The 16,466-nt window shown below is 61.7% G+C and carries 25 protein-coding genes; 13 read left to right on the forward strand and 12 right to left on the reverse strand.

Translation table 11 applies throughout. The features are described from left to right. Positions 1-44 precede the first annotated feature (44 nt). The 3 genes from J4G43_RS31540 to J4G43_RS31550 all read left to right on the forward strand — a co-directional run bounded on the left by J4G43_RS31540 (position 45) and on the right by J4G43_RS31550 (position 1,405). Positions 45-455, forward strand: coding sequence for a hypothetical protein (locus J4G43_RS31540; RefSeq protein WP_129557523.1), 411 nt, complete (start codon positions 45-47; stop codon positions 453-455). A 116-nt stretch (positions 456-571) separates the two neighbouring features. Next, on the forward strand, positions 572-823 hold the full coding sequence (locus J4G43_RS31545) for a hypothetical protein (RefSeq protein WP_060910677.1): 252 nt from the start codon (positions 572-574) through the stop codon (positions 821-823). A 255-nt stretch (positions 824-1,078) separates the two neighbouring features. After that, positions 1,079-1,405 carry a hypothetical protein gene (locus J4G43_RS31550; protein ID WP_060910676.1) on the forward strand — a complete coding sequence of 109 codons (327 nt, stop codon included), beginning with the start codon at positions 1,079-1,081 and terminating at the stop codon, positions 1,403-1,405. Positions 1,406-1,421: 16 nt separating this feature from the next. Here the strand turns inward: J4G43_RS31550 and J4G43_RS31555 are convergent, their stop codons facing one another. The 11 genes from J4G43_RS31555 to J4G43_RS31605 all read right to left on the reverse strand — a co-directional run bounded on the left by J4G43_RS31555 (position 1,422) and on the right by J4G43_RS31605 (position 10,582). Further along, positions 1,422-3,929, reverse strand: coding sequence for a bifunctional DNA primase/polymerase (locus J4G43_RS31555; protein ID WP_208087358.1), 2,508 nt, complete (start codon positions 3,927-3,929; stop codon positions 1,422-1,424). A 12-nt stretch (positions 3,930-3,941) separates the two neighbouring features. Next, on the reverse strand, positions 3,942-4,340 hold the full coding sequence (locus J4G43_RS31560) for a hypothetical protein (protein WP_208087359.1): 399 nt from the start codon (positions 4,338-4,340) through the stop codon (positions 3,942-3,944). Further along, positions 4,327-4,605: a hypothetical protein gene (locus J4G43_RS31565; RefSeq protein WP_225005233.1), complete on the reverse strand. Its 279-nt coding sequence runs from the start codon at positions 4,603-4,605 to the stop codon at positions 4,327-4,329. The genes J4G43_RS31560 and J4G43_RS31565 overlap by 14 nt, the downstream gene beginning before the upstream one ends. Further along, the gene (locus J4G43_RS31570; RefSeq protein WP_208087360.1) at positions 4,605-6,548 is read right to left on the reverse strand and encodes a DEAD/DEAH box helicase; all 1,944 of its coding nucleotides are present in this window, start codon (positions 6,546-6,548) and stop codon (positions 4,605-4,607) included. The genes J4G43_RS31565 and J4G43_RS31570 overlap by 1 nt, the downstream gene beginning before the upstream one ends. After that, complete coding sequence (locus J4G43_RS31575; RefSeq protein ID WP_208087361.1) at positions 6,548-7,183, reverse strand: MT-A70 family methyltransferase; 636 nt, start codon at positions 7,181-7,183, stop codon at positions 6,548-6,550. Before J4G43_RS31575 ends, J4G43_RS31570 begins: the two co-directional genes overlap by 1 nt. Then, on the reverse strand, positions 7,180-7,437 hold the full coding sequence (locus J4G43_RS31580) for a hypothetical protein (RefSeq protein WP_208087362.1): 258 nt from the start codon (positions 7,435-7,437) through the stop codon (positions 7,180-7,182). The genes J4G43_RS31575 and J4G43_RS31580 overlap by 4 nt, the downstream gene beginning before the upstream one ends. A 5-nt stretch (positions 7,438-7,442) precedes the next feature. Beyond that, complete coding sequence (locus J4G43_RS31585; RefSeq protein WP_225005235.1) at positions 7,443-8,216, reverse strand: hypothetical protein; 774 nt, start codon at positions 8,214-8,216, stop codon at positions 7,443-7,445. Then, positions 8,159-8,554: a hypothetical protein gene (locus J4G43_RS31590; protein WP_225005237.1), complete on the reverse strand. Its 396-nt coding sequence runs from the start codon at positions 8,552-8,554 to the stop codon at positions 8,159-8,161. The genes J4G43_RS31585 and J4G43_RS31590 overlap by 58 nt, the downstream gene beginning before the upstream one ends. Before the next feature lie 104 nt (positions 8,555-8,658). Continuing rightward, positions 8,659-9,249, reverse strand: coding sequence for a DUF669 domain-containing protein (locus tag J4G43_RS31595; protein ID WP_208087363.1), 591 nt, complete (start codon positions 9,247-9,249; stop codon positions 8,659-8,661). Positions 9,250-9,292: 43 nt separating this feature from the next. After that, positions 9,293-10,075, reverse strand: a complete 783-nt coding sequence (locus J4G43_RS31600; RefSeq protein ID WP_208087364.1) for an ATP-binding protein — start codon at positions 10,073-10,075, stop codon at positions 9,293-9,295. 12 nt (positions 10,076-10,087) lie between these two features. Then, positions 10,088-10,582, reverse strand: coding sequence for a helix-turn-helix domain-containing protein (locus tag J4G43_RS31605; RefSeq protein WP_225005238.1), 495 nt, complete (start codon positions 10,580-10,582; stop codon positions 10,088-10,090). A gap of 134 nt (positions 10,583-10,716) precedes the next feature. On the opposite strand from J4G43_RS31605, the gene J4G43_RS31610 reads away from it, so the two are divergent. From J4G43_RS31610 to J4G43_RS31655, 10 genes are all read left to right on the forward strand, one after another. Then, a complete protein-coding gene (locus J4G43_RS31610; RefSeq protein ID WP_225005240.1) occupies positions 10,717-11,412 on the forward strand; it encodes an XRE family transcriptional regulator in 696 nt (231 codons plus the stop codon). Positions 11,413-11,542: 130 nt separating this feature from the next. Then, positions 11,543-11,920 carry a DUF7768 domain-containing protein gene (locus J4G43_RS31615; protein ID WP_456298901.1) on the forward strand — a complete coding sequence of 126 codons (378 nt, stop codon included), beginning with the start codon at positions 11,543-11,545 and terminating at the stop codon, positions 11,918-11,920. 76 nt (positions 11,921-11,996) lie between these two features. Next, a complete protein-coding gene (locus tag J4G43_RS31620) occupies positions 11,997-12,278 on the forward strand; it encodes a hypothetical protein (protein WP_208087366.1) in 282 nt (93 codons plus the stop codon). Then, positions 12,275-13,429, forward strand: a complete 1,155-nt coding sequence (locus J4G43_RS31625; protein ID WP_208087367.1) for a beta clamp domain-containing protein — start codon at positions 12,275-12,277, stop codon at positions 13,427-13,429. The genes J4G43_RS31620 and J4G43_RS31625 overlap by 4 nt, the downstream gene beginning before the upstream one ends. Then, positions 13,422-13,913, forward strand: a complete 492-nt coding sequence (locus J4G43_RS31630) for a hypothetical protein (protein WP_028153232.1) — start codon at positions 13,422-13,424, stop codon at positions 13,911-13,913. The genes J4G43_RS31625 and J4G43_RS31630 overlap by 8 nt, the downstream gene beginning before the upstream one ends. Beyond that, complete coding sequence (locus J4G43_RS31635) at positions 13,900-14,112, forward strand: hypothetical protein (RefSeq protein ID WP_028153231.1); 213 nt, start codon at positions 13,900-13,902, stop codon at positions 14,110-14,112. Before J4G43_RS31630 ends, J4G43_RS31635 begins: the two co-directional genes overlap by 14 nt. Beyond that, positions 14,112-14,351, forward strand: coding sequence for a hypothetical protein (locus J4G43_RS31640; protein ID WP_028153230.1), 240 nt, complete (start codon positions 14,112-14,114; stop codon positions 14,349-14,351). Before J4G43_RS31635 ends, J4G43_RS31640 begins: the two co-directional genes overlap by 1 nt. Beyond that, entirely contained in the window at positions 14,348-14,566 is a 219-nt protein-coding gene (locus J4G43_RS31645) for a hypothetical protein (protein WP_155258084.1), read from the forward strand. The genes J4G43_RS31640 and J4G43_RS31645 overlap by 4 nt, the downstream gene beginning before the upstream one ends. After that, complete coding sequence (locus J4G43_RS31650; protein ID WP_028153229.1) at positions 14,559-14,804, forward strand: hypothetical protein; 246 nt, start codon at positions 14,559-14,561, stop codon at positions 14,802-14,804. The genes J4G43_RS31645 and J4G43_RS31650 overlap by 8 nt, the downstream gene beginning before the upstream one ends. Further along, entirely contained in the window at positions 14,801-15,028 is a 228-nt protein-coding gene (locus J4G43_RS31655; RefSeq protein WP_049831936.1) for a hypothetical protein, read from the forward strand. Before J4G43_RS31650 ends, J4G43_RS31655 begins: the two co-directional genes overlap by 4 nt. On the opposite strand, the gene J4G43_RS31660 is transcribed toward J4G43_RS31655, so the two are convergent. Then, entirely contained in the window at positions 15,018-16,373 is a 1,356-nt protein-coding gene (locus J4G43_RS31660; protein WP_028153227.1) for a DUF6538 domain-containing protein, read from the reverse strand. The two genes, J4G43_RS31655 and J4G43_RS31660, sit on opposite strands and share 11 nt — an antisense overlap. Positions 16,374-16,466: the final 93 nt, after the last annotated feature.

Below are 16,466 nucleotides of genomic sequence, written 5' to 3' on the forward strand. Positions count from 1 at the left end.
ATGAAACATTAAGACATCCAAGCCACGGCGGAAATCGCCGTGACTTGGTCATCACACCAAGAAAAAAGAGTCGGGGGCTGCCCGACAGAAAAGGACCGTTAATCGTGAATAACCGGGGCAACGTGCTCGCGCTTGCATCAGCGTTGAGCGCAGGGGAAGAGGTGACTCTTGGGCCGACCGACATGGCAATGTGCGTCGCAGCGCTCAAGTTCTATGCGAACGAGCACCGCAAGGCGGATGCCTTGAGGATGATGAAGATTCCGGCGCTGATCGCCGCTGGATTGATCGGGACGATGGCGGTCGGTGGATCATCAATCGGCAACACCGATGTTTCAATGATGGAACTCCCGGCTCCCCACTTCGAGCATTTCGTCCGCCGCACGATCAAACCCCTTCCGCACATCTCGCCTGAGTCGCTTGCGGCTCAACGCATGGCCGCATGCTTTCCCCAATGACGGCTAGTCGTCCACACCCCTTCGAAAAGATCATAGCCCGCTGCGAAGCGGGCTTTTTTTATGCGCTCGATCCGAGGTTGTGTTAGCTTCCGGCCCCCGGAACTGGAGCATCCTAGATGACCAAGAAGACGACCGAATTGGACAATGTGAAGAAGGCCACCGCCATCATGTTCGCGGCGCTAGTGAAGTCGTTGGAGGATACGGCTCCAGGCCTGAACGAAGGATTCGTCGTCAACCTCGATACCGCTTACACGAAGATTCGTGAGGACAGCGACGATCTGAACGCACTCGAAACGATCTCATGGACCCGCTCTATGATCACCGGATTCGACATAGTATCGGGCCAAACGAAGCCGTTCTTTGACTAGCCGGATATTGAGGGGCGCATGGGCAACGTGCTTTATCTGATATTGATCGTCGGCTGCGTGATTGCGGGTTGGGGCGGCCTCGAACTTTGGACGATCCCGCTCTAGGCGCGGCAGCGACCGTCCTTTTCTTCTTGGTCAATCCCCGCGCTGCGGGCGTTGGCCTTAAAGAGCACGGCGTGATCTATCCGGTCATCATGGTGGTCGGCAGTAGCGTACCGTGCGCGATATTGTACGGCTTAGGCCCTTTGGCTCGCCATGTTTTTGCGGGAGCGAGTTGGCCGCCCCATCTATTTGATGGTTTACTCATTTGGAGGGTTTGATTTGCCTATTGCCCACGTTCATCCGACCGAATCTGAAGACTTCGAGAACCTTGTGAAGCGCGAAAAGCGCTCGCTCGATGAGTTCGAGATTTCGGCAACGCCCGAGCAGCCTGTCACCCGCGAGGCAAACGTGATCTCCCCGGTCTCGGGGAGCATCACGATCAAGAGCAAGAAGACAGGGCAGAGCCGCACCTACAGGACCGGCCACATGTCCGGTTGGGTAATGGAGGCTTACGGCGATGTGAAAGCCGGAGTGCTGTAAGAAGCACTCCGCTCCATCACAGTGCGAACCACCGATGCGAGGGGCGACCGCCGGTCTTGGTCGAGGCGAACCGCTGCTCGATCTGCTTGGACTCGAGAAGCTGTTGGGTGATGTCGTTCAGACGGCGCAGGTCGAACTCGCCGTTGACCATCTTCTTCAGCGTCGAGCTAGTCACGCCGTCCGATCCGGCTTCCTTGATCCAGCGGCGGACCTTCAGGTACTCGGCCTGCTTATCGTTGAGGGCCAGCCGGTCGCTGACCTCGACGATGCAGTGCCGGGTCGAAAGCTCCATGAGCTTGGCCGCCCAATCGACCAGATCGCGCGTGAGCACCGGCCGCTCGGGATCGACGCCGATGGCGACGATATGGGCGACGCGCAGGGCCACTTCCATGGTGCGGGTCCACAAGGCCGCCAGATCGGGCGAGCACGCCTCCCCTCGCCGCTTGAACGCCAGCCGCAGTTCCATCCAACGTTCCTTCGCGCCGACGCCCCAATCGGCCACGCGAGGCCGCAGGATCGGACGCGACGCCGAGTCCGGCAGGTTGCCAGCCCCGTTGTGGGTGATGATCGCCCGGCAATCCTCGATCAGCTTGGTCGGCGGTTCGAGCGATGCCTTCGGCTCGATGCCGTCCGCCGGGTCGCCGGTGATCGTCAGGACAAGCCAGCGCGGCAGGAAGCCGTCCGAGATGCCCTTGCCCGACATCGACGGCCAAAAGTCGTGCGGCGTGGACGTGCCATAGACCGAGAAGTTGGGGTTATAGATCGGCACGGCGCTTTCCGCCGCCGACGCGGTGCCCTTGTAGAGCGAGTCCGCCGAAGTGAACATCTGCATGAGCATCTGACGAATGCTCGACTGATGCGTCCCGGCGCGCCGGTCCATGATCTTCGCGATGAAGGCACCGAACTCGTCCATGAGCGACAACTGCGACGGGTTGTGCTCGATGGTCTTGCGGAGCGCCGAGTCAGACAGGAAGCCTTCCGGCCCGAGATAGCGATCGAGGCCCGACTCCACGGCCAGCCGGGACAGTGCCTTGCGAGGATGGTCCTTGCCGTAGCCAGCGGGGGCCAGCGCGACGATGTAGAGATTGGTGCGGAGATTGGTAGGCCCGGCGTGATGCCGCCCACCGAGCGTCCCCACGAAGCCTAGCGCCGGTCCCAGGGCGAGCGGACGCGACGGGCTCGACGTTGACGCGGCGATCCAATCCATGATGTCGCCGACCAATCCCGGCGGATGGCACAGGGCCTCCAATTCCGCCATCGTGGGCGTGATTTCGTTGTGGTCGGCATCCGTAGAAGGATCTTCAGCGGCCCCGCCAGCGGGCTCCGCAGGCACCGTAGCAGGCACGCCGTTGATCGTCGCGAGCGCCGCGACTTCATAGGGCTGCGGGTTCGTCTTGACCCACTGGGTATTGCCCGCCGCCATCTGGCGCTCGACCCACGAACCCGGCTCCATGCTCGGCGCGGCCTCAAGGATGGCCTTCTCGCGCTCCGCGATCCGGGCAGCGTCACGGTTAGCGGCTTCCGCCATCTGCGCGGCTTCCTTCCGACGCGAGCGCAGGTCGATCTCGACGCCGAAGTTATAGCCAAGCTGCTCGCCCAGCCATTGCACGGCCGCGTCACGCTGCGCCTCGCCAAGCTCCATCGTCTTCATGACGACGTTGATGGGCGTGAAGGTCTCCATGGTGCCGAAGTCCTGAATGCCGCTCGGATCGAACGACAGGTTCGGATGGCGCTTCGCCATCGTGCGGCCCGAGCCGGACGAACGCCACGGAGCGACCGCGCGGTACTTGGCCCCGAGCCAACGGCCCTTCGGCAGCGCAAGCTTGCCGACCCACGCATGCAGGTTTGACAGCGCGTCTTCGTTCAGCTTTCGGAAGAAGTCCGTCGAATGATACTGGCTGACATCGGGGACTTCGCTCGGCGGCTCATAGCGCCGGTCGGCTTCCGGGTTGTAGCCATACGCCTTCAGGACTTCGCCGATGCGCTCCGCGATGTCGTCGGGCAACTCGGTCAATTGATCGAGGCTCACGTCGAGCAGCGTGTCATCGGTCCACCAATAGTAAGGCTCGCCGGTGCCAGGATGGATCGAGGGCGGCAACACGGTCTGCTTGCCTTCCGCGAGCAGATCGACAAGGCCGACACGCTCGGGCGTGCGGAAGTTGCGCGACCGGATGGAGTCGGTGTTGCCGCGATAGAAGAGCGAGATGCCCTTGCGGCCTTTCTTCTGCACATTCGAGTGCGGCAGCATCGCGAGCAGCGCTTCCATCGCGGGCTCGAAGTCGATGTCGATGCAGATCAGACCAAGGCCGCAGGCCACGCCGACACCGGCGTTCGGCCACTTCGACCAATAGTTGATCTGCAACTGGCTCGGGCGCGTAGTGCAGTAGTCGTTCCAACCCTTGTAAGCGCGCCAACTATCGTCGGCGTATTGCCCCGGCAACTTGCTGTTCGGCATGATCGGGATCGGGTTGTAGCCGTTCTCATAGAGGCCCGGTCCGGTTTGTGCGAATGGTGACTCGATCATTGACGTGATGCCTTAGAAGGGAGCGGTAGCCTGGGTGACACGCTTGCGCATGTTCTCGCCGTAGGAGTTGAGGATCGTGGTCAGGAAGTTGCCCCACTCCTTCTCGGACAGTTCGGACAGGTTGAACTTGCCCAGGCGTTCGAGGTACGCGCCAGCGTCAGCGCCAGCGTCAGCGCCAGCGTCAGCGCCAGCGTCAGCGCCAGCGTCAGCGCCAGCGTCTTGGAGCGCGAGAGCTTCGGTCGCAGTGAGAGCCTTCGGGACCATATGGAACACGGCCTTTCCTAGTGAGATGCATGCGGGCTCTTCGCAGAGCCAAAGGATCGGCTTGCCACCCTTTGGGGCGAAGCCGATGCCGGTTGCCTCGCGGCGGCAGACGCCGCAGCAAATCGGTTCAGGGTCAAACACGCGCATTGTTGTCGTTGCTCGCAAGGCGTTGGCGGATCGCGCGCTTGATCTGCGACACGGCATTGTCGGCAGACCGGCAGTCACCGGCGCTCGACGGGAAGAAGAACTTCAAGGACTTCCCCTCGCCTAGCTGCACAACAACATACGGATGCTTCGCTGCGTGGAACGGCTCGAACGAGTAGCCGTGTTGCGTCAGGTAGGCACTTAGCTTCTGGCACGACTCATTGCGCCGCATCGATCTCTGAAAGTTGTTCCCCATGTCGTTCCCCATCAAAACGGAATGTCGTCGTCGAGATCGGTGTCCCAAGGCGCACGCGACTTCGGCAGCGGCGGCGCGATCTGCGCGTTCCACGGAGCCATGGGACGGATCATCGCTGCCGGTTTGACGTGCCCAGGCATCACAGCGCGATTGTTGTCGTTCGCGACGGGAGCCGTCTGCCAAGGCTCCGGCCTCGCAGCCACGGCCGCGCGATATGCCGCCGCCTCTTGCTGCTTCCCGTTCAGTTCGAAGTTGCGAGCGATCATGTCGTCGCGGCTCGGCGGCGGGGCCGAGACGAACGATTGCGACTGACCTTCCGGCGCGATCTCGCCCAGCTTGCGCGCGACGATCTCCCAATGCTTGCCGTTCGCCTTGATCATGATCTCGGCGGTCTCGCGAAGCTCTTTCGCGCGGTTGAATGTGTCTTGGATCGTGAACGGCGCGTCGTCCTTGCCGCCGTGCTGCCGCCACCACTTCTCGAACCTCACGCGGGCGTAACCCTGATGCTCCGGGCAAATCCATTCCTTGTGAGAGACGGAGCCGCACAAATATTCGACGCGGATGCTCGGCGTGCCACCCGGCTTGTCGTGCCGATAGAACGTGCGTCGCTTCACCGGCACCCAATCGGGCTTCGACGTTGATAGGATCGGCGTCACGTCGGCGGTCTGCTTGATGTTCTTCTCGACATCGCGCTCGAACTTGTGACCGCAGTCGGGGCACTCGCTAAGACCCGCGAAGATCAGCGAATGGCACGTCGGACATTCCTTCACCGGGGCCTCGCCACCGCCTTTCCCGGGCCTCTTGACCGTGACGCGATCAATGGGGCCATGGCGTCGGACATTGCCGCCAAAATCGAGAACGAGGCAGTCTTCCTTGCCGTTGCGGATGGACTCTTCGTAAGTGTCGCCCAGGAGCCGCGTTCCGCGTCCGCACATCTGAACGTAAAGCTGCGTGCTATCCGTCGCGCGCAACAACGCGATCAGGTCGAGGCGCTTGATGTTGGTGCCGGTCGTGAGCACGCCGAAGTTCGTGACTGACGTGAGTTTGCCGGACTTGAGGTCTTCGAGAATCTGGTTGCGATCACCCTTCTCCATGCCGCCGTGGATCGTCTCGCACGAATAGCCGCGCTCGCGGATCGCATCGCGGACATTGAATGCGTGCTCAACGCCAGCGCAAAACAGAAGCCATGACCTTCGCGGCCTCTCGTTGCTGGCGGCGTAGCCAATGATCTCATCGACCGCCGCCTTCGTGATCTCGCCCTGATCGAACACCGCCTTCAGCGACTTGTCGGTGAACTCGCCGCCAGATCGGCGAAGCTTGCTCAAATCGACCATCGTCTTCGCGGTGGCCGTGGCCTTCGAGACCAGCGGACAGAGGAAGCCCTTCTCGATCAACTCGCGGATCGAGATTTCGTAAACGATGGCGTCGAACATGGCATCGTCGCCATCCGTGAGCATGCCGGAATTAGTGCGATACGGCGTGGCTGTCAGGCCCAGGATCAACATCTTCGGGTTGATCAACTTCAGCGCGGCAATGAACTTGCCATACATGGTCTCCGCATCCGGCGGCAGCATGTGCGCTTCGTCGACAATCAGAAGGTCAACGTGCCCGATGCGGGCAGCGTGCCGCCACATCGTTTGGATGCCGCCAAAGACGATCTGCGCGTGCGCTTCTCTGCGGCCGAGGCCGGCCGAGAAGATGCCTGCCGGGGCGAACGGCCAAAGCCCCATAAGTTCGGCGTAGTTCTGTTCGATCAATTCGGAGACGTGCGTAGCCATGACGATGCGCGTCTGCGGCTCGAACCCGATCATCTCTTCTGTGATGGTACCGAGCACCGGCGACTTGCCGCCGCCGGTGGGGATCACGATGAGCGGGTTGCCGTCCGGTTTCTCGCCCCAATAGTCATAGACAGCGTCGATTGCGTCGCGCTGATAGTAGCGAAGCTGGAACGGCATCAGAGGGCAGCCCCAAACAGTGAGTTGTCGTTGGCTGCGCGAGCCGGATGGCCGGGCAGATGAAACAGGTTCGGGGTGCCGCCGGTCTTGCCGACTTCGTTGCCCCATTGGTGCCAACCGGCGCGAGCGTGGCGCGCGAACAGTTCGATGTACGGGCCATCGAGCAGGCGTTCGATTCGGTTGTAAGCTTCGAGCGGCTTGGCCGAGTGCTCGCCGCGCGGCGCGAGGATGGTCTTCTCGCTTGGATCGAGATCAAGGATCAGGCGCTCGACGCCCTTGCCGTTGCGCTTCGGTTTACCGCGCGTGCCGAACAGGCAAATCTCAGGATTGGCGCGCGTCCAATACCCCATGCCCATATGCGGGCGCAGGCCACGCCCGACCTTCACGTAGTAGAAGAGCACCGTCTTGTAGGTGAAGCCCCACTCGGTTAGCACCTTAATGCCTTCGTCGATCATCGTGTCGATGACCCAAAGGCCGCACGCCGCGTCTTCCGGCACGATCTGGCGAACAGGCAGCGCCTTGATCTCGTCAAGCGGCATGCATTCATAGTGCTCTTCGGGCGAGCGATCCTTGCCTTCCTCGCTCCACGTCTCGAACTGCCAAGCCGGGTCGGCGTAGACGAACGGAAAGCTCACTGAAGAACCTCCGTCAGATCGGGCTCATGGTCGGTGTCGTTGTCGATCGAGGCCGCTGACAGATCGAAGAAACTGATCTTCGCCTTCTTGACCGGTTGATGGGTCGCCTTGTGGTGGCAGTCACAGTACGACTTGTCGTTGGTCGTCGGAGCGCCACAGACGAAGCCGTACATGCCGGATTGCCCAGGCAGGAAGTACATGCACTGACCCTTCTTCGTTTCGGCAAAGCGGGTCTTGAACGAATAGGCTGACATGCGCGTTACTCCCCCTGCGCTGCGTAGTGGTCGGTGAGCTTGATGAACTCGGCGAAGCTGATCTCTTCGCAGAGGGGTTCGGTGTCGCGAGGATCGGGTTCGCCGGGGAGCGTGGCGAACAGGCTGCCGCTTTCGGGGTGGTGCCAGTAGCGACGCTCGGGCTCAGGCTTCACGCCATCGCGCCACTCGCGGCCGTCATGCAGCGTGTAAAGCGCCCACTCTTCTTCATCGCTCGCGTCGATCAATTCGCCTGGGACAAGCGATGGGAGAAAGAGATGCGCGGGACACGCCTGCTTCTGCTCGGCGAGCGCGAGCGGCTTGTTCCAACGGGCACACGACCAAGCAGCGTCGCCGAACATCTCGGGCGTCGCGTGGATGCAGGTCCGGCACGAAATGCGAGCGAACGAATGCTCATGACAGTTGGCGAGATGGTTGCACATCGTCCGGCACTTGAAGGCCATCTTCGCGTTGGGATCGTCGTGCAGACGCGGCGGCGGGTTCGCGTACTTGATGATCCGTTCGGCGCGAGCGAGCAGCCGGATCGCTTCCGCGTGGTCCGTCTCGATACGCTCGCAATGGACTTCGCCGGTGTTCTTGTTGCGGCAGATGTAAAGGCCGCGTTCGAAGCCGAAGAGATGGCAATAGGTGTTCAACTGAACCCAATGCGTGAAGTAGCCCTCGCGGACTCCGAGCTTCTTCACCTTCTCCCAATAGGTGTCCTTCATCGACTTGGCTTCGACAACGTGCCAAGTCTTTGGAGCTTCCGGCAGGCCGAGCACCTTGCCGTCCGTCTTGCCGCGAACGTGGCCCGAGATCGCCGTTGCGCGATACTGCTTGCCGCGCGGTCGAACTCGTCCACTTCGCAGCCGATCATGCGCAGCGCATTGAGCAGCCGCGTCTCTTCGATCTCGCCGGTCTCGAACGTGATGGCCTTCAGTCCGTCGATCACTTCGGGCTTCGAAGCCCAGCGGAAGGTGTACCAAAGCGCGCGCTCGCACTCTTCGCCTAGCAGCGAGATCGAGATGCCGAGAGAGTCCCAAGCTTGGCTGCGCGACTTTGCATAGGCCGCATAGATGGCTTCGGTGGTGGCGCTAAACGGTCTCGGCAGCGGGGCCATCAGGCAAGCCTCTATCGTTCGCGCCGAAGCGCGTTTTGCAGACTGAAATGTCAGGGGGGGGAGGAAGAAGGTGCCGGGGCCGAAGCCCCGGCGTTAGTCGCGTCTTAGGCGGTGCGCTGCCAAGGCATCTGCCGACCACCGCCACCGGCGGCGGGCGCGGGCTTCGTCGCCTGGGTGGAGGTCGCCTGGGTCTGCTTGACGTTGTCGTTGGCGGCCGAGTTGGCCTTCACGTTGTCGTTCGCAGCGGCCTTGCTCGGCGGCGGCTCGTTCGCGTTGCCCGCATGGATGAACTTCTTCACCGTCATGCGTTCCTTGTCGCTGCCGTCGCGCCCCTTGTAGGACTCGACATCGAGATCGGCATAGAACGGCTGGAACAGAAGCTGATCGGTGTCGGTCAGGTTGGCCTTGCCGATGCCGGTCGCTTCGGCGAGCGCCGCCAACTGAGCCTGACCGATCTTCTGCGCGGTCACGGTCTGATGGGTGACGTTGATGTTGCCGAAGATTTTCACGCCAGCGAAATCGCCCTCGACGACTTCCGCCTTGTACTCGAACAGATCGCCGGTGTTCTTCGAGTTACGCTTGACCTCGCCTTCGACGATGTTGAGCAGATAACGGTCGCGCGGGATGATTTGTCCGCCGCCGCCTTCTGCGTCCTTTTCGTTCACGTCGGCGAGGCTCACGTTCAGTTGTGCCATGTTTATCTCCTATGGCGTTCGAGTGTTCGGTGATGGTTGGTGGTTAGGCGGCTTCAGCGAGAGGCGCAGGCAGGAACTTGGCGAGCGCCGCGTAGCCTTCGCCCTTCTTGAACTGCAACTCCGGGGGCATGCTGAAGCGGTTGCCAGCGATGAAACCGGGGCGCTCTTCGAGGAACATCCAACGCGCGCCGCCGCCTTCAGCGTGCGTAAGCTGCTTGTTGAAGCCCGCATCGACCTTCTTGATCGAAGCCTTGAAGTTGAGGAACGCGATCACGTCGCTGTTCGCCTCGATGATGTCGGCCGCGTCCTTGTGCAGGTTGACGCGATAGCGCGAGTACGGGTCGGTCGTCGGCGATTCGAAGCGGCTGATATCGCAGTGACCGAGTTGCACCACGGCCATCTGGCGATGCGAGCGCAGCGTCATGATGCCGTCGATGTATTCGAGGAAGATCGTCGCCGCGATCTTGTAGCCCTTGCCATAGCCGGGCTCTTCGATGGTCTTCCAACCGTTGCGGGCGCACGCTTCGGCGCGGATGATGTTCTCCAAGCCGGTCGTCGAGTCGAAGATCGCCGTGGCGTAGTTGTGCTCTTCGTTGACGAGCGCGCCGATGGCTTCGCAGAGGTCGTTGTAGTTGCGGACTTCGATGGTGTCCGCGACGATGCCCGCCGGGACGCTTTCGCCAGCCGCCGTCTGAATGAACACCGGACGCGGAAACTCCGCAGCCAGCGACGACTTGCCGATCTTCGGCACGCCATAGATCGTGATGATCGGTTGGTCTTCGGCAGCCGACTTCTTCTTGACGCTGCCCTTCAGTGAGATTGCCATGCGGCTCCCCGGTTAGTGCTCGACGGCGTCGAGCTTCAAAGTCTTCGTCCAGACAAGCCGGTAGCCGGTGCGATTGATCGTCTCGATCTTCACGGAATGGGGCTCGGTCTTCGACCGGATGCGCGACATGAACATCGCGACGCTGTGATCCGGGCGATCTTCAGTGCCGTACAGAACGAGCATCGCCATCTCTTTCGTGACGGTGTCGTTCGCGAGCAGAGACAAGAAGAGATCACGTTCCTTGGGGGTCAACCGCCAGTTGGTGGGCAGAGCGGCGGACGCGCGCATAGAGTTGCGCAGATCGGCGAATCTCTGTTCGAGCGCCCCGACGCGCGCGACCAGTGCCTCTTTCGTTTCGTTAACCAATTCCATCCGTCGATACCGCTTGACATCCGTCGCCCATCCGGCTTTATGCCGAATCGGTTGGCAACTTTTCCGTGAAACCGCTGAACTTTCGGTAACGGACGGAGTTAGGGATGTCAACGGATCGCAACGGATGAAGAACATAATTCATCGAACGATCCGTCGCCGGACATTGGTAACAGGGCATTTGGGTCGTCGAGTGGCGATCCCGAGACAGCTAGTTTAGAGATTAAGGGGCTATCGGAATGGTGATCAGCAAAGTGCGTAGGGGGTTGGGAATGAAGTCGCGAGCAGATGAGAAGCGCGCCAAAGCGCATCCGGCGCTCGAAACCATCAAGGCGAGGATTGCGGAACGTCTAGTGGCCGCCGGACTATCGGGAAGAGAGGCTTCGGTTCGAGCGAAGTTGGGACTCACATACGCGAACGACATCCTTTCGGGACGTTCGCTCAATCCAACACGCGAAACACTCGCTAAGCTTGGAACTGTTTTAGACACCGACGCAGACTATTTCTTCGGGACTCAGGCCAGCCCACGAAACCTTCCCCCTTCCAACCCACTCCCAATGCGTGAGTCGGCCGCGCCGGAAGCGCCCTCGCCCGCTGGAACGATTCCATTGTTCCAGATCGGCTTGACCGATCCTGATGGCTTCTTCCCCCTGAGGCCGGATCGTCGGACAGCATGGACCTCGTCGGTCACTTCGAGTCGCGATGCCTACGCCATCACTGTTCCCGACGACTGCATGGCTCCGCGCTACCGAATCGGTGAAGTCGTCCTCGTGAGCCCGAGCAAGCCCGTGGTGCATGGAGGCTTCGCGCTAGTGCGGCAGACTGACGACCGCGTTGCGATTCGTCAGATCGTCACCATCGCAACCGACAAGATCACAGTGCGGTGCCTCAACGGGGAAGCCGACATCGACATCCCCCGTTCCCAGGTGAAGGCGCTGGAACGCATCATCGGTTCTTGTGAATTTTAGTTTGAATTAGTTCGATTGTTTTGTCCGTTGCCATCCGTCGCAATCCGTTGACATAACGGATAGAAGCCCATATGGTCCGTTGCTGCTCGGGAGAGGCAACGGACCATGCAAAGCATCAAAATTAGTAGTTTTGGAGTCGCCCTACGCTGGGGCGGTTGACGACAATGTCGCCTATGCGCGGCGTTGCTTGAAGGATTGCGCACTGCGCGGCGAGAGCGCCCAGGCGTCGCACCTTCTGCTCACTCAAGTTCTCGACGACACGAAGCCGGACGAGCGCGCGCTGGGGATCGCGCTCGGTCTCGCTTGGCGATCCGTCGCCGCATACTCGGTCTTCTACACGGATCGCGGATGGTCGAACGGCATGAGAGCGGCGCTCGATAGCGCCATCCTCGAAAACCGCCCGTTCAAGCTTCGCGCCTTCGGCCGCGTGCAGTTTCCGAGCCGCTTCTTTCTGCCGCTGAACATCTATGAGGCCGTGGATCGCACGAAGGCTCCCGCCCATGCGTGAGCCCTGCCCCAACTGTAGCGGCGATTGCGGCTCCGCGAACCCGCCCGTTTTCAATTGCCCGATGGATGGCGGCTCCGTGAAGCCCAGCGTGTCCTATGACGACTATCTCGCGCTTCTGCGCGCAGAGGCCGCGTTGAGCGAAGGCGACACGATGGTCGCTCGCCGCCATATCGCGACGCTCGAACAAGTCGGCATCCGTGACGAGATCGACGCGGTGATCCGCGCCGGTCTGTACGACGACGCGATCCATCGCATGCGTCTCTTCACCCATCCGAAATACCCGAGCGATGACGCCTGCGCGGCGCACGTCGGCAACGTCCACCACTTTCGACCGGCCAAACAAGGGAGCCTTCTGTGAAGTTCAAGATCAACCGTGACACTCTCGCCGACATTGTAACGCGCGGCGTATCCAGCGCACCGAAGAACTCGCCCGCCGTGATCGCGAACAACGCGCGCATCATTGTGCAGGATGGCGCGATCTCCATCGCCACGACCGACTTCGAGATGATGGTCGAGGCGACCGGCGCGTGCGAGGTCGAGACCAACGGCGCGACGACCGTCGATGCGATGAAGCTGAAGGCCGTCGTGGATCGTCTGCCGAAGGGCGTCGATGTCACCTTCACGATGGACACGGCGAAGTACGAGCTGATCGCCAAGGCAGGCCGGTCCCGCACCACCTTCCCGACGCTCGCCGCTGAAGACTGGCCTGCTCGCGACTACGCCATGGACGGCGCACAGTTTGCGCTCGAAGGCTCCGATCTCGTTCGGCTGTTCGGCCATACCGCCCAGGCGCTTTCGACCGTTCCCAACTCGCCGATGCAGGGCGTCTTCCTCCATGTCGCCGACGACGGCAAGCGGCTCGCCGCCGTTGGCACCACCGGCACGATCCTGTTCAAGGCGACCGTCCCCGCGCCGGACGGTGCCGACGACATGCCGATGAACGACAACCGCCCCGGCGTGATCTTGTCGGCCGAGACCGTCAACGCCGTGCTGCGACTCTATCGCAGCGCCGACGTTGTGAACGTCATCGTCAACGCCAACTCGGTCTTCTTCTATACCGACGCGACTCGCTTCTGCTCTTCGCTGTTGGTCGGCACCTATCCGAACTACCTGCCGCTCGTTTCGAGCCCGGCGGCCGAGAGCATCGTCGTCAGCCGCGAATCGTGCGCGAGCACCGTCGCTCTGCTCGAAACCTTCGCCTCGAAAGAATTGGGCCACCGCTTGCAGTGCGCCGGTTCGGAAGACGGCTTCGTGATCGCGGTCGGCAGCCAGACCGGCGGCAGCGTTGACGTTGTCGAGGCGACGATCAACGGCGAGATCGCTGCGTTCGGCATCAACGGCATGTTCATGAAGACGATGCTCAACTCGTTCCGGGCGAGCAGCATTGCGCTCCATCCCGATCATCGCAACCGTCGCATCATGTTCCAGGCGGATGACGAGCATCTGACCGGCGTCATCGCCATGATGAACATCACGACCGAACTCGCGTCGGGTCCGAAGCATGAGTAGGACCCGTGACCGCGCCAATCGGCGCACGGTGACGATGCCGGACCGCGTCGGCCCTCATGTGAAGCTTGTCTTCGCAGAGATGGCGCGGCTCCGCGTCACCTATGACGAGACCGAGGAAGGTTCTGGCGTCCGCCGCGCTTCGATCAAGGCGTGGCGGCGCAAGAATAAGCCGGGGCTCGAGTCCCTCGAAGCAGTGCTCGGCTTCCTGGGGTGGGACTTCGTCGCGGTGCCCCGCGCGAAGGTTCTGCCCGAGGAAGTCCGCGCGGAGCTTCAGCCCATCGCCGACAAGCTCGGCCTGACCATGCCGCAGACGGTGACGGCTCTGATCGAGATCGTCACCGGCATCCACGAACGCTTCCCCTTCCTGCGCGACCCGACTGCGGTTCGGCCGGTGCGCTTCAAGGGCAAGCGAAAAGAACGGCCGACGATTCACCCCGACCAACACTCGCTCTTGCAGGAAGCACCGACCAATGTCGCCCACTGACATCAACGACATCACCACCCAGCGCATGATCGAGGCGTGCAGGTCGCGCAAAGCGAAGCCGGACATCGACTCCGTCGCGCTCGCTCTGCTCGATGCTCGCTTCCGCGCGTTCGAGATCACCATGCGGATTGACGCCGTTATCGCTGGGGTGCGGGCCGTCCGTAGCACCGTCGCCCTTCCCGTCTTGGATGTCGCCTGATGGCGAGCCGGGTCGCGCACAACTTCGCGTGGCTTGGAGACTGCCGCCTGATCGGCGGGCAAGTCTTCGTTGCTCGCCCCAAGCCTGCCTCGCGCCTCGAAAACGAGGCGCTGAAGGAACAACTTCGCCGGGACGCAGTCGATCCGGCGAAGGCGGAAGAGCGTCGCGTCGCGCTGGCGGCGAAGCAGGCCAAGCGCATGCGCAACGTCGTCGTCGAGATCAGGAGGAAGCGGCCATGAGTTGGACTCGTGCTGCCCGCGTGCGCCGCATCCGCGACACGCTCGAATGTGGGATGGACCGCGCCGTCGAGATCGAGCGCGGCACGTTCCTGCTTGACTACCTCGACCGCGCGAAGGCGCTCGGCTCGAACGATGGTCTGACCGACGTGCTGCGCGAAGTCGTGCTCGACCAATATGCAATCCGTGGAATCGACCTGGGGAAGATCAATGGGTAAGAAATACGATGCGCTCCTCGTCGAGCACGTCAAGTTGCAAGAGCGGTTCAAGGTCATCGACGAAGTGAACTCGATCCTTCAGGCGAACATGACGCCCGGCGAATACTTAGCGAAGATCGCGCTGGCGCATCTTTGGGAACTGCTGGGTGCCGAGCATCAGACCGGCGCGTCTCAGGCGCTTCGCGATCTGATCGCGGAGCGCGACGCCCTGAAGCGCGCGATCAAGAGCGCGTCATGAAGGCCGCCAACGACAATCGACCCATCGGCAAGATTCCTGCCGATGGCGAGATCACAATCGAAGTGCTCGAACGCTGCCTAGACCGGCTTGCAATCGCCATGGAGCGCGCGCCCCAAGGCGGCGAGGTCTATCTGCCGATCTTCGAACGGCTTGAGGCCGAGATCGAGACGAAGAAGGCGAGCGAGTCCACGATGGCTCGCGCGCTCCGTCGCGTCAGACGATAGCCGGGTCGAACGGATACACGATCTTCATCAACTCTTCCTGATACAGCTTCAGCGATCCGCCCGACCCGTACTTCTCGCGGTCGATGCTGTGCCCCATCAGAATCTTCCGCAGTTCGTCGTCGATCCGGCCTTCCTTCAGGCGATCCTCGAACGTGTGCCGGAAGCCATAGAGCGTTTCCTTGCCGGTCGGCTGTAGCTTGTTCTCCTTGAGGAAGCTGTTCACGGTCGCCGACAGCGTGTTGCCATTCTCCCGGTAGCGCTCGAAGCCGTCAGGGTGGAGCTTCATCGCTTCGAGCGCGACGCCCACCAATGGGATGCGGCGGACCGACGACACGGTCTTCACTTCATGCGGCTCGTCAGGATCGAACGAAGGCTCGACAAGGATGTGCGGCACCTTGTCGTGAAGCTTGATGCGTTCTTTCCGCAGGTAGCGTAGCTCGATTGGGCGAGCGCCGGTCTCGATGCAGACCAAGACGATATGGCGCGCGTCGGCGTTCAGGCCCGCGAGCGCGCCGGGTTTCAGGATCACGTCGCGCACCCACTCAATCGGGAACGGCAGACGGCTCTTCTTGAACTTCTGATTGAAGGTCAGGCCCTCGAATGGATTGGGCCTACCCTCGACGCCGATATGGGCGAAGTAGCGCTTGTAGAGAATGCTCATGTCGCCCATGCGGCGCTTGCCGAGCGAGGCCGACTTCTTCGCCGCCTTGGCGTCCTTCGGCGCGATCATCCCCTTGAAGTGGTCGTGCATCTTCTTGGCGTGGTCGCGAGTGATGTCCTCCATCGCGAGGTCTTCGCCGACGACCTTGGTGAAGACTTCGATGGCGTACCGCTTGACCTTCTTCCACGACTTCTTCTGCTCTTCGCTCTTGCCGACGATCTCGACGGCCGCGATCTCATTGCAGTAAATCTCGAAGGCTTCGCTGACCTTGACCCTTGGCCGATCCACGCCGCCCAGGACGGCCGTCTCGACCGCCACCGGCGTCCGCAGGTCAGAGATCGCAGCGAAGCGCCTGACGAGGTCTTCTATGGGAAGCTGCGCCACTTCCACCGCCGGGCGGTAGGCGAACCCAAGAGCCTCTGCACGGGCTCGGGAGACCTTGTGAGCGGCCATCGCCGCGTCGGTCTTGCCGTCCGTGAGCATGGACGCCCATAGGACGTTGTCGGCTTCTTCGAGGATGTCCCGCTGCGCCCTGGCCTTCGCCAGATCGTCCGTCTTGAGCGATTGCCGGATCACCGGCGCACGGTCTTCGAGATGCACGACGACCTTCGGGACTCGCCGCCAGTAGTAATAGACGCCGTCCCGCAAGAGCAGAAAGCGATCCTGATTTTCCTGCCTTACCAAGGTGCGCTCCCCGCCCGTGTATCACAGAACATATCCCGATCTGTATCACAGAAAACACGAAAACAGAAAGAGAAAGAGCCGGAAACGCGCCGC

The organism is Bradyrhizobium barranii subsp. barranii (assembly GCF_017565645.3).
GTDB classification, from domain to species: Bacteria; Pseudomonadota; Alphaproteobacteria; order Rhizobiales; family Xanthobacteraceae; genus Bradyrhizobium; species Bradyrhizobium barranii.

Coding starts and splice junctions, on each gene's coding strand:
- J4G43_RS31545 (WP_060910677.1), top strand. CDS start 572: ATGACCAAGAAGACGACCGAATTGGACAATGTGAAGAAGGCCACCGCC.
- J4G43_RS31550 (WP_060910676.1), top strand. CDS start 1,079: ATGTTTTTGCGGGAGCGAGTTGGCCGCCCCATCTATTTGATGGTTTAC.
- J4G43_RS31555 (WP_208087358.1), bottom strand. CDS start 3,929: ATGATCGAGTCACCATTCGCACAAACCGGACCGGGCCTCTATGAGAAC.
- J4G43_RS31560 (WP_208087359.1), bottom strand. CDS start 4,340: ATGCGCGTGTTTGACCCTGAACCGATTTGCTGCGGCGTCTGCCGCCGC.
- J4G43_RS31565 (WP_225005233.1), bottom strand. CDS start 4,605: ATGGGGAACGACATGGGGAACAACTTTCAGAGATCGATGCGGCGCAAT.
- J4G43_RS31570 (WP_208087360.1), bottom strand. CDS start 6,548: ATGCCGTTCCAGCTTCGCTACTATCAGCGCGACGCAATCGACGCTGTC.
- J4G43_RS31580 (WP_208087362.1), bottom strand. CDS start 7,437: ATGTCAGCCTATTCGTTCAAGACCCGCTTTGCCGAAACGAAGAAGGGT.
- J4G43_RS31590 (WP_225005237.1), bottom strand. CDS start 8,554: ATGGCCCCGCTGCCGAGACCGTTTAGCGCCACCACCGAAGCCATCTAT.
- J4G43_RS31595 (WP_208087363.1), bottom strand. CDS start 9,249: ATGGCACAACTGAACGTGAGCCTCGCCGACGTGAACGAAAAGGACGCA.
- J4G43_RS31600 (WP_208087364.1), bottom strand. CDS start 10,075: ATGGCAATCTCACTGAAGGGCAGCGTCAAGAAGAAGTCGGCTGCCGAA.
- J4G43_RS31605 (WP_225005238.1), bottom strand. CDS start 10,582: ATGTTCTTCATCCGTTGCGATCCGTTGACATCCCTAACTCCGTCCGTT.
- J4G43_RS31610 (WP_225005240.1), top strand. CDS start 10,717: ATGAAGTCGCGAGCAGATGAGAAGCGCGCCAAAGCGCATCCGGCGCTC.
- J4G43_RS31630 (WP_028153232.1), top strand. CDS start 13,422: ATGAGTAGGACCCGTGACCGCGCCAATCGGCGCACGGTGACGATGCCG.
- J4G43_RS31635 (WP_028153231.1), top strand. CDS start 13,900: ATGTCGCCCACTGACATCAACGACATCACCACCCAGCGCATGATCGAG.
- J4G43_RS31640 (WP_028153230.1), top strand. CDS start 14,112: ATGGCGAGCCGGGTCGCGCACAACTTCGCGTGGCTTGGAGACTGCCGC.
- J4G43_RS31645 (WP_155258084.1), top strand. CDS start 14,348: ATGAGTTGGACTCGTGCTGCCCGCGTGCGCCGCATCCGCGACACGCTC.
- J4G43_RS31650 (WP_028153229.1), top strand. CDS start 14,559: ATGGGTAAGAAATACGATGCGCTCCTCGTCGAGCACGTCAAGTTGCAA.
- J4G43_RS31655 (WP_049831936.1), top strand. CDS start 14,801: ATGAAGGCCGCCAACGACAATCGACCCATCGGCAAGATTCCTGCCGAT.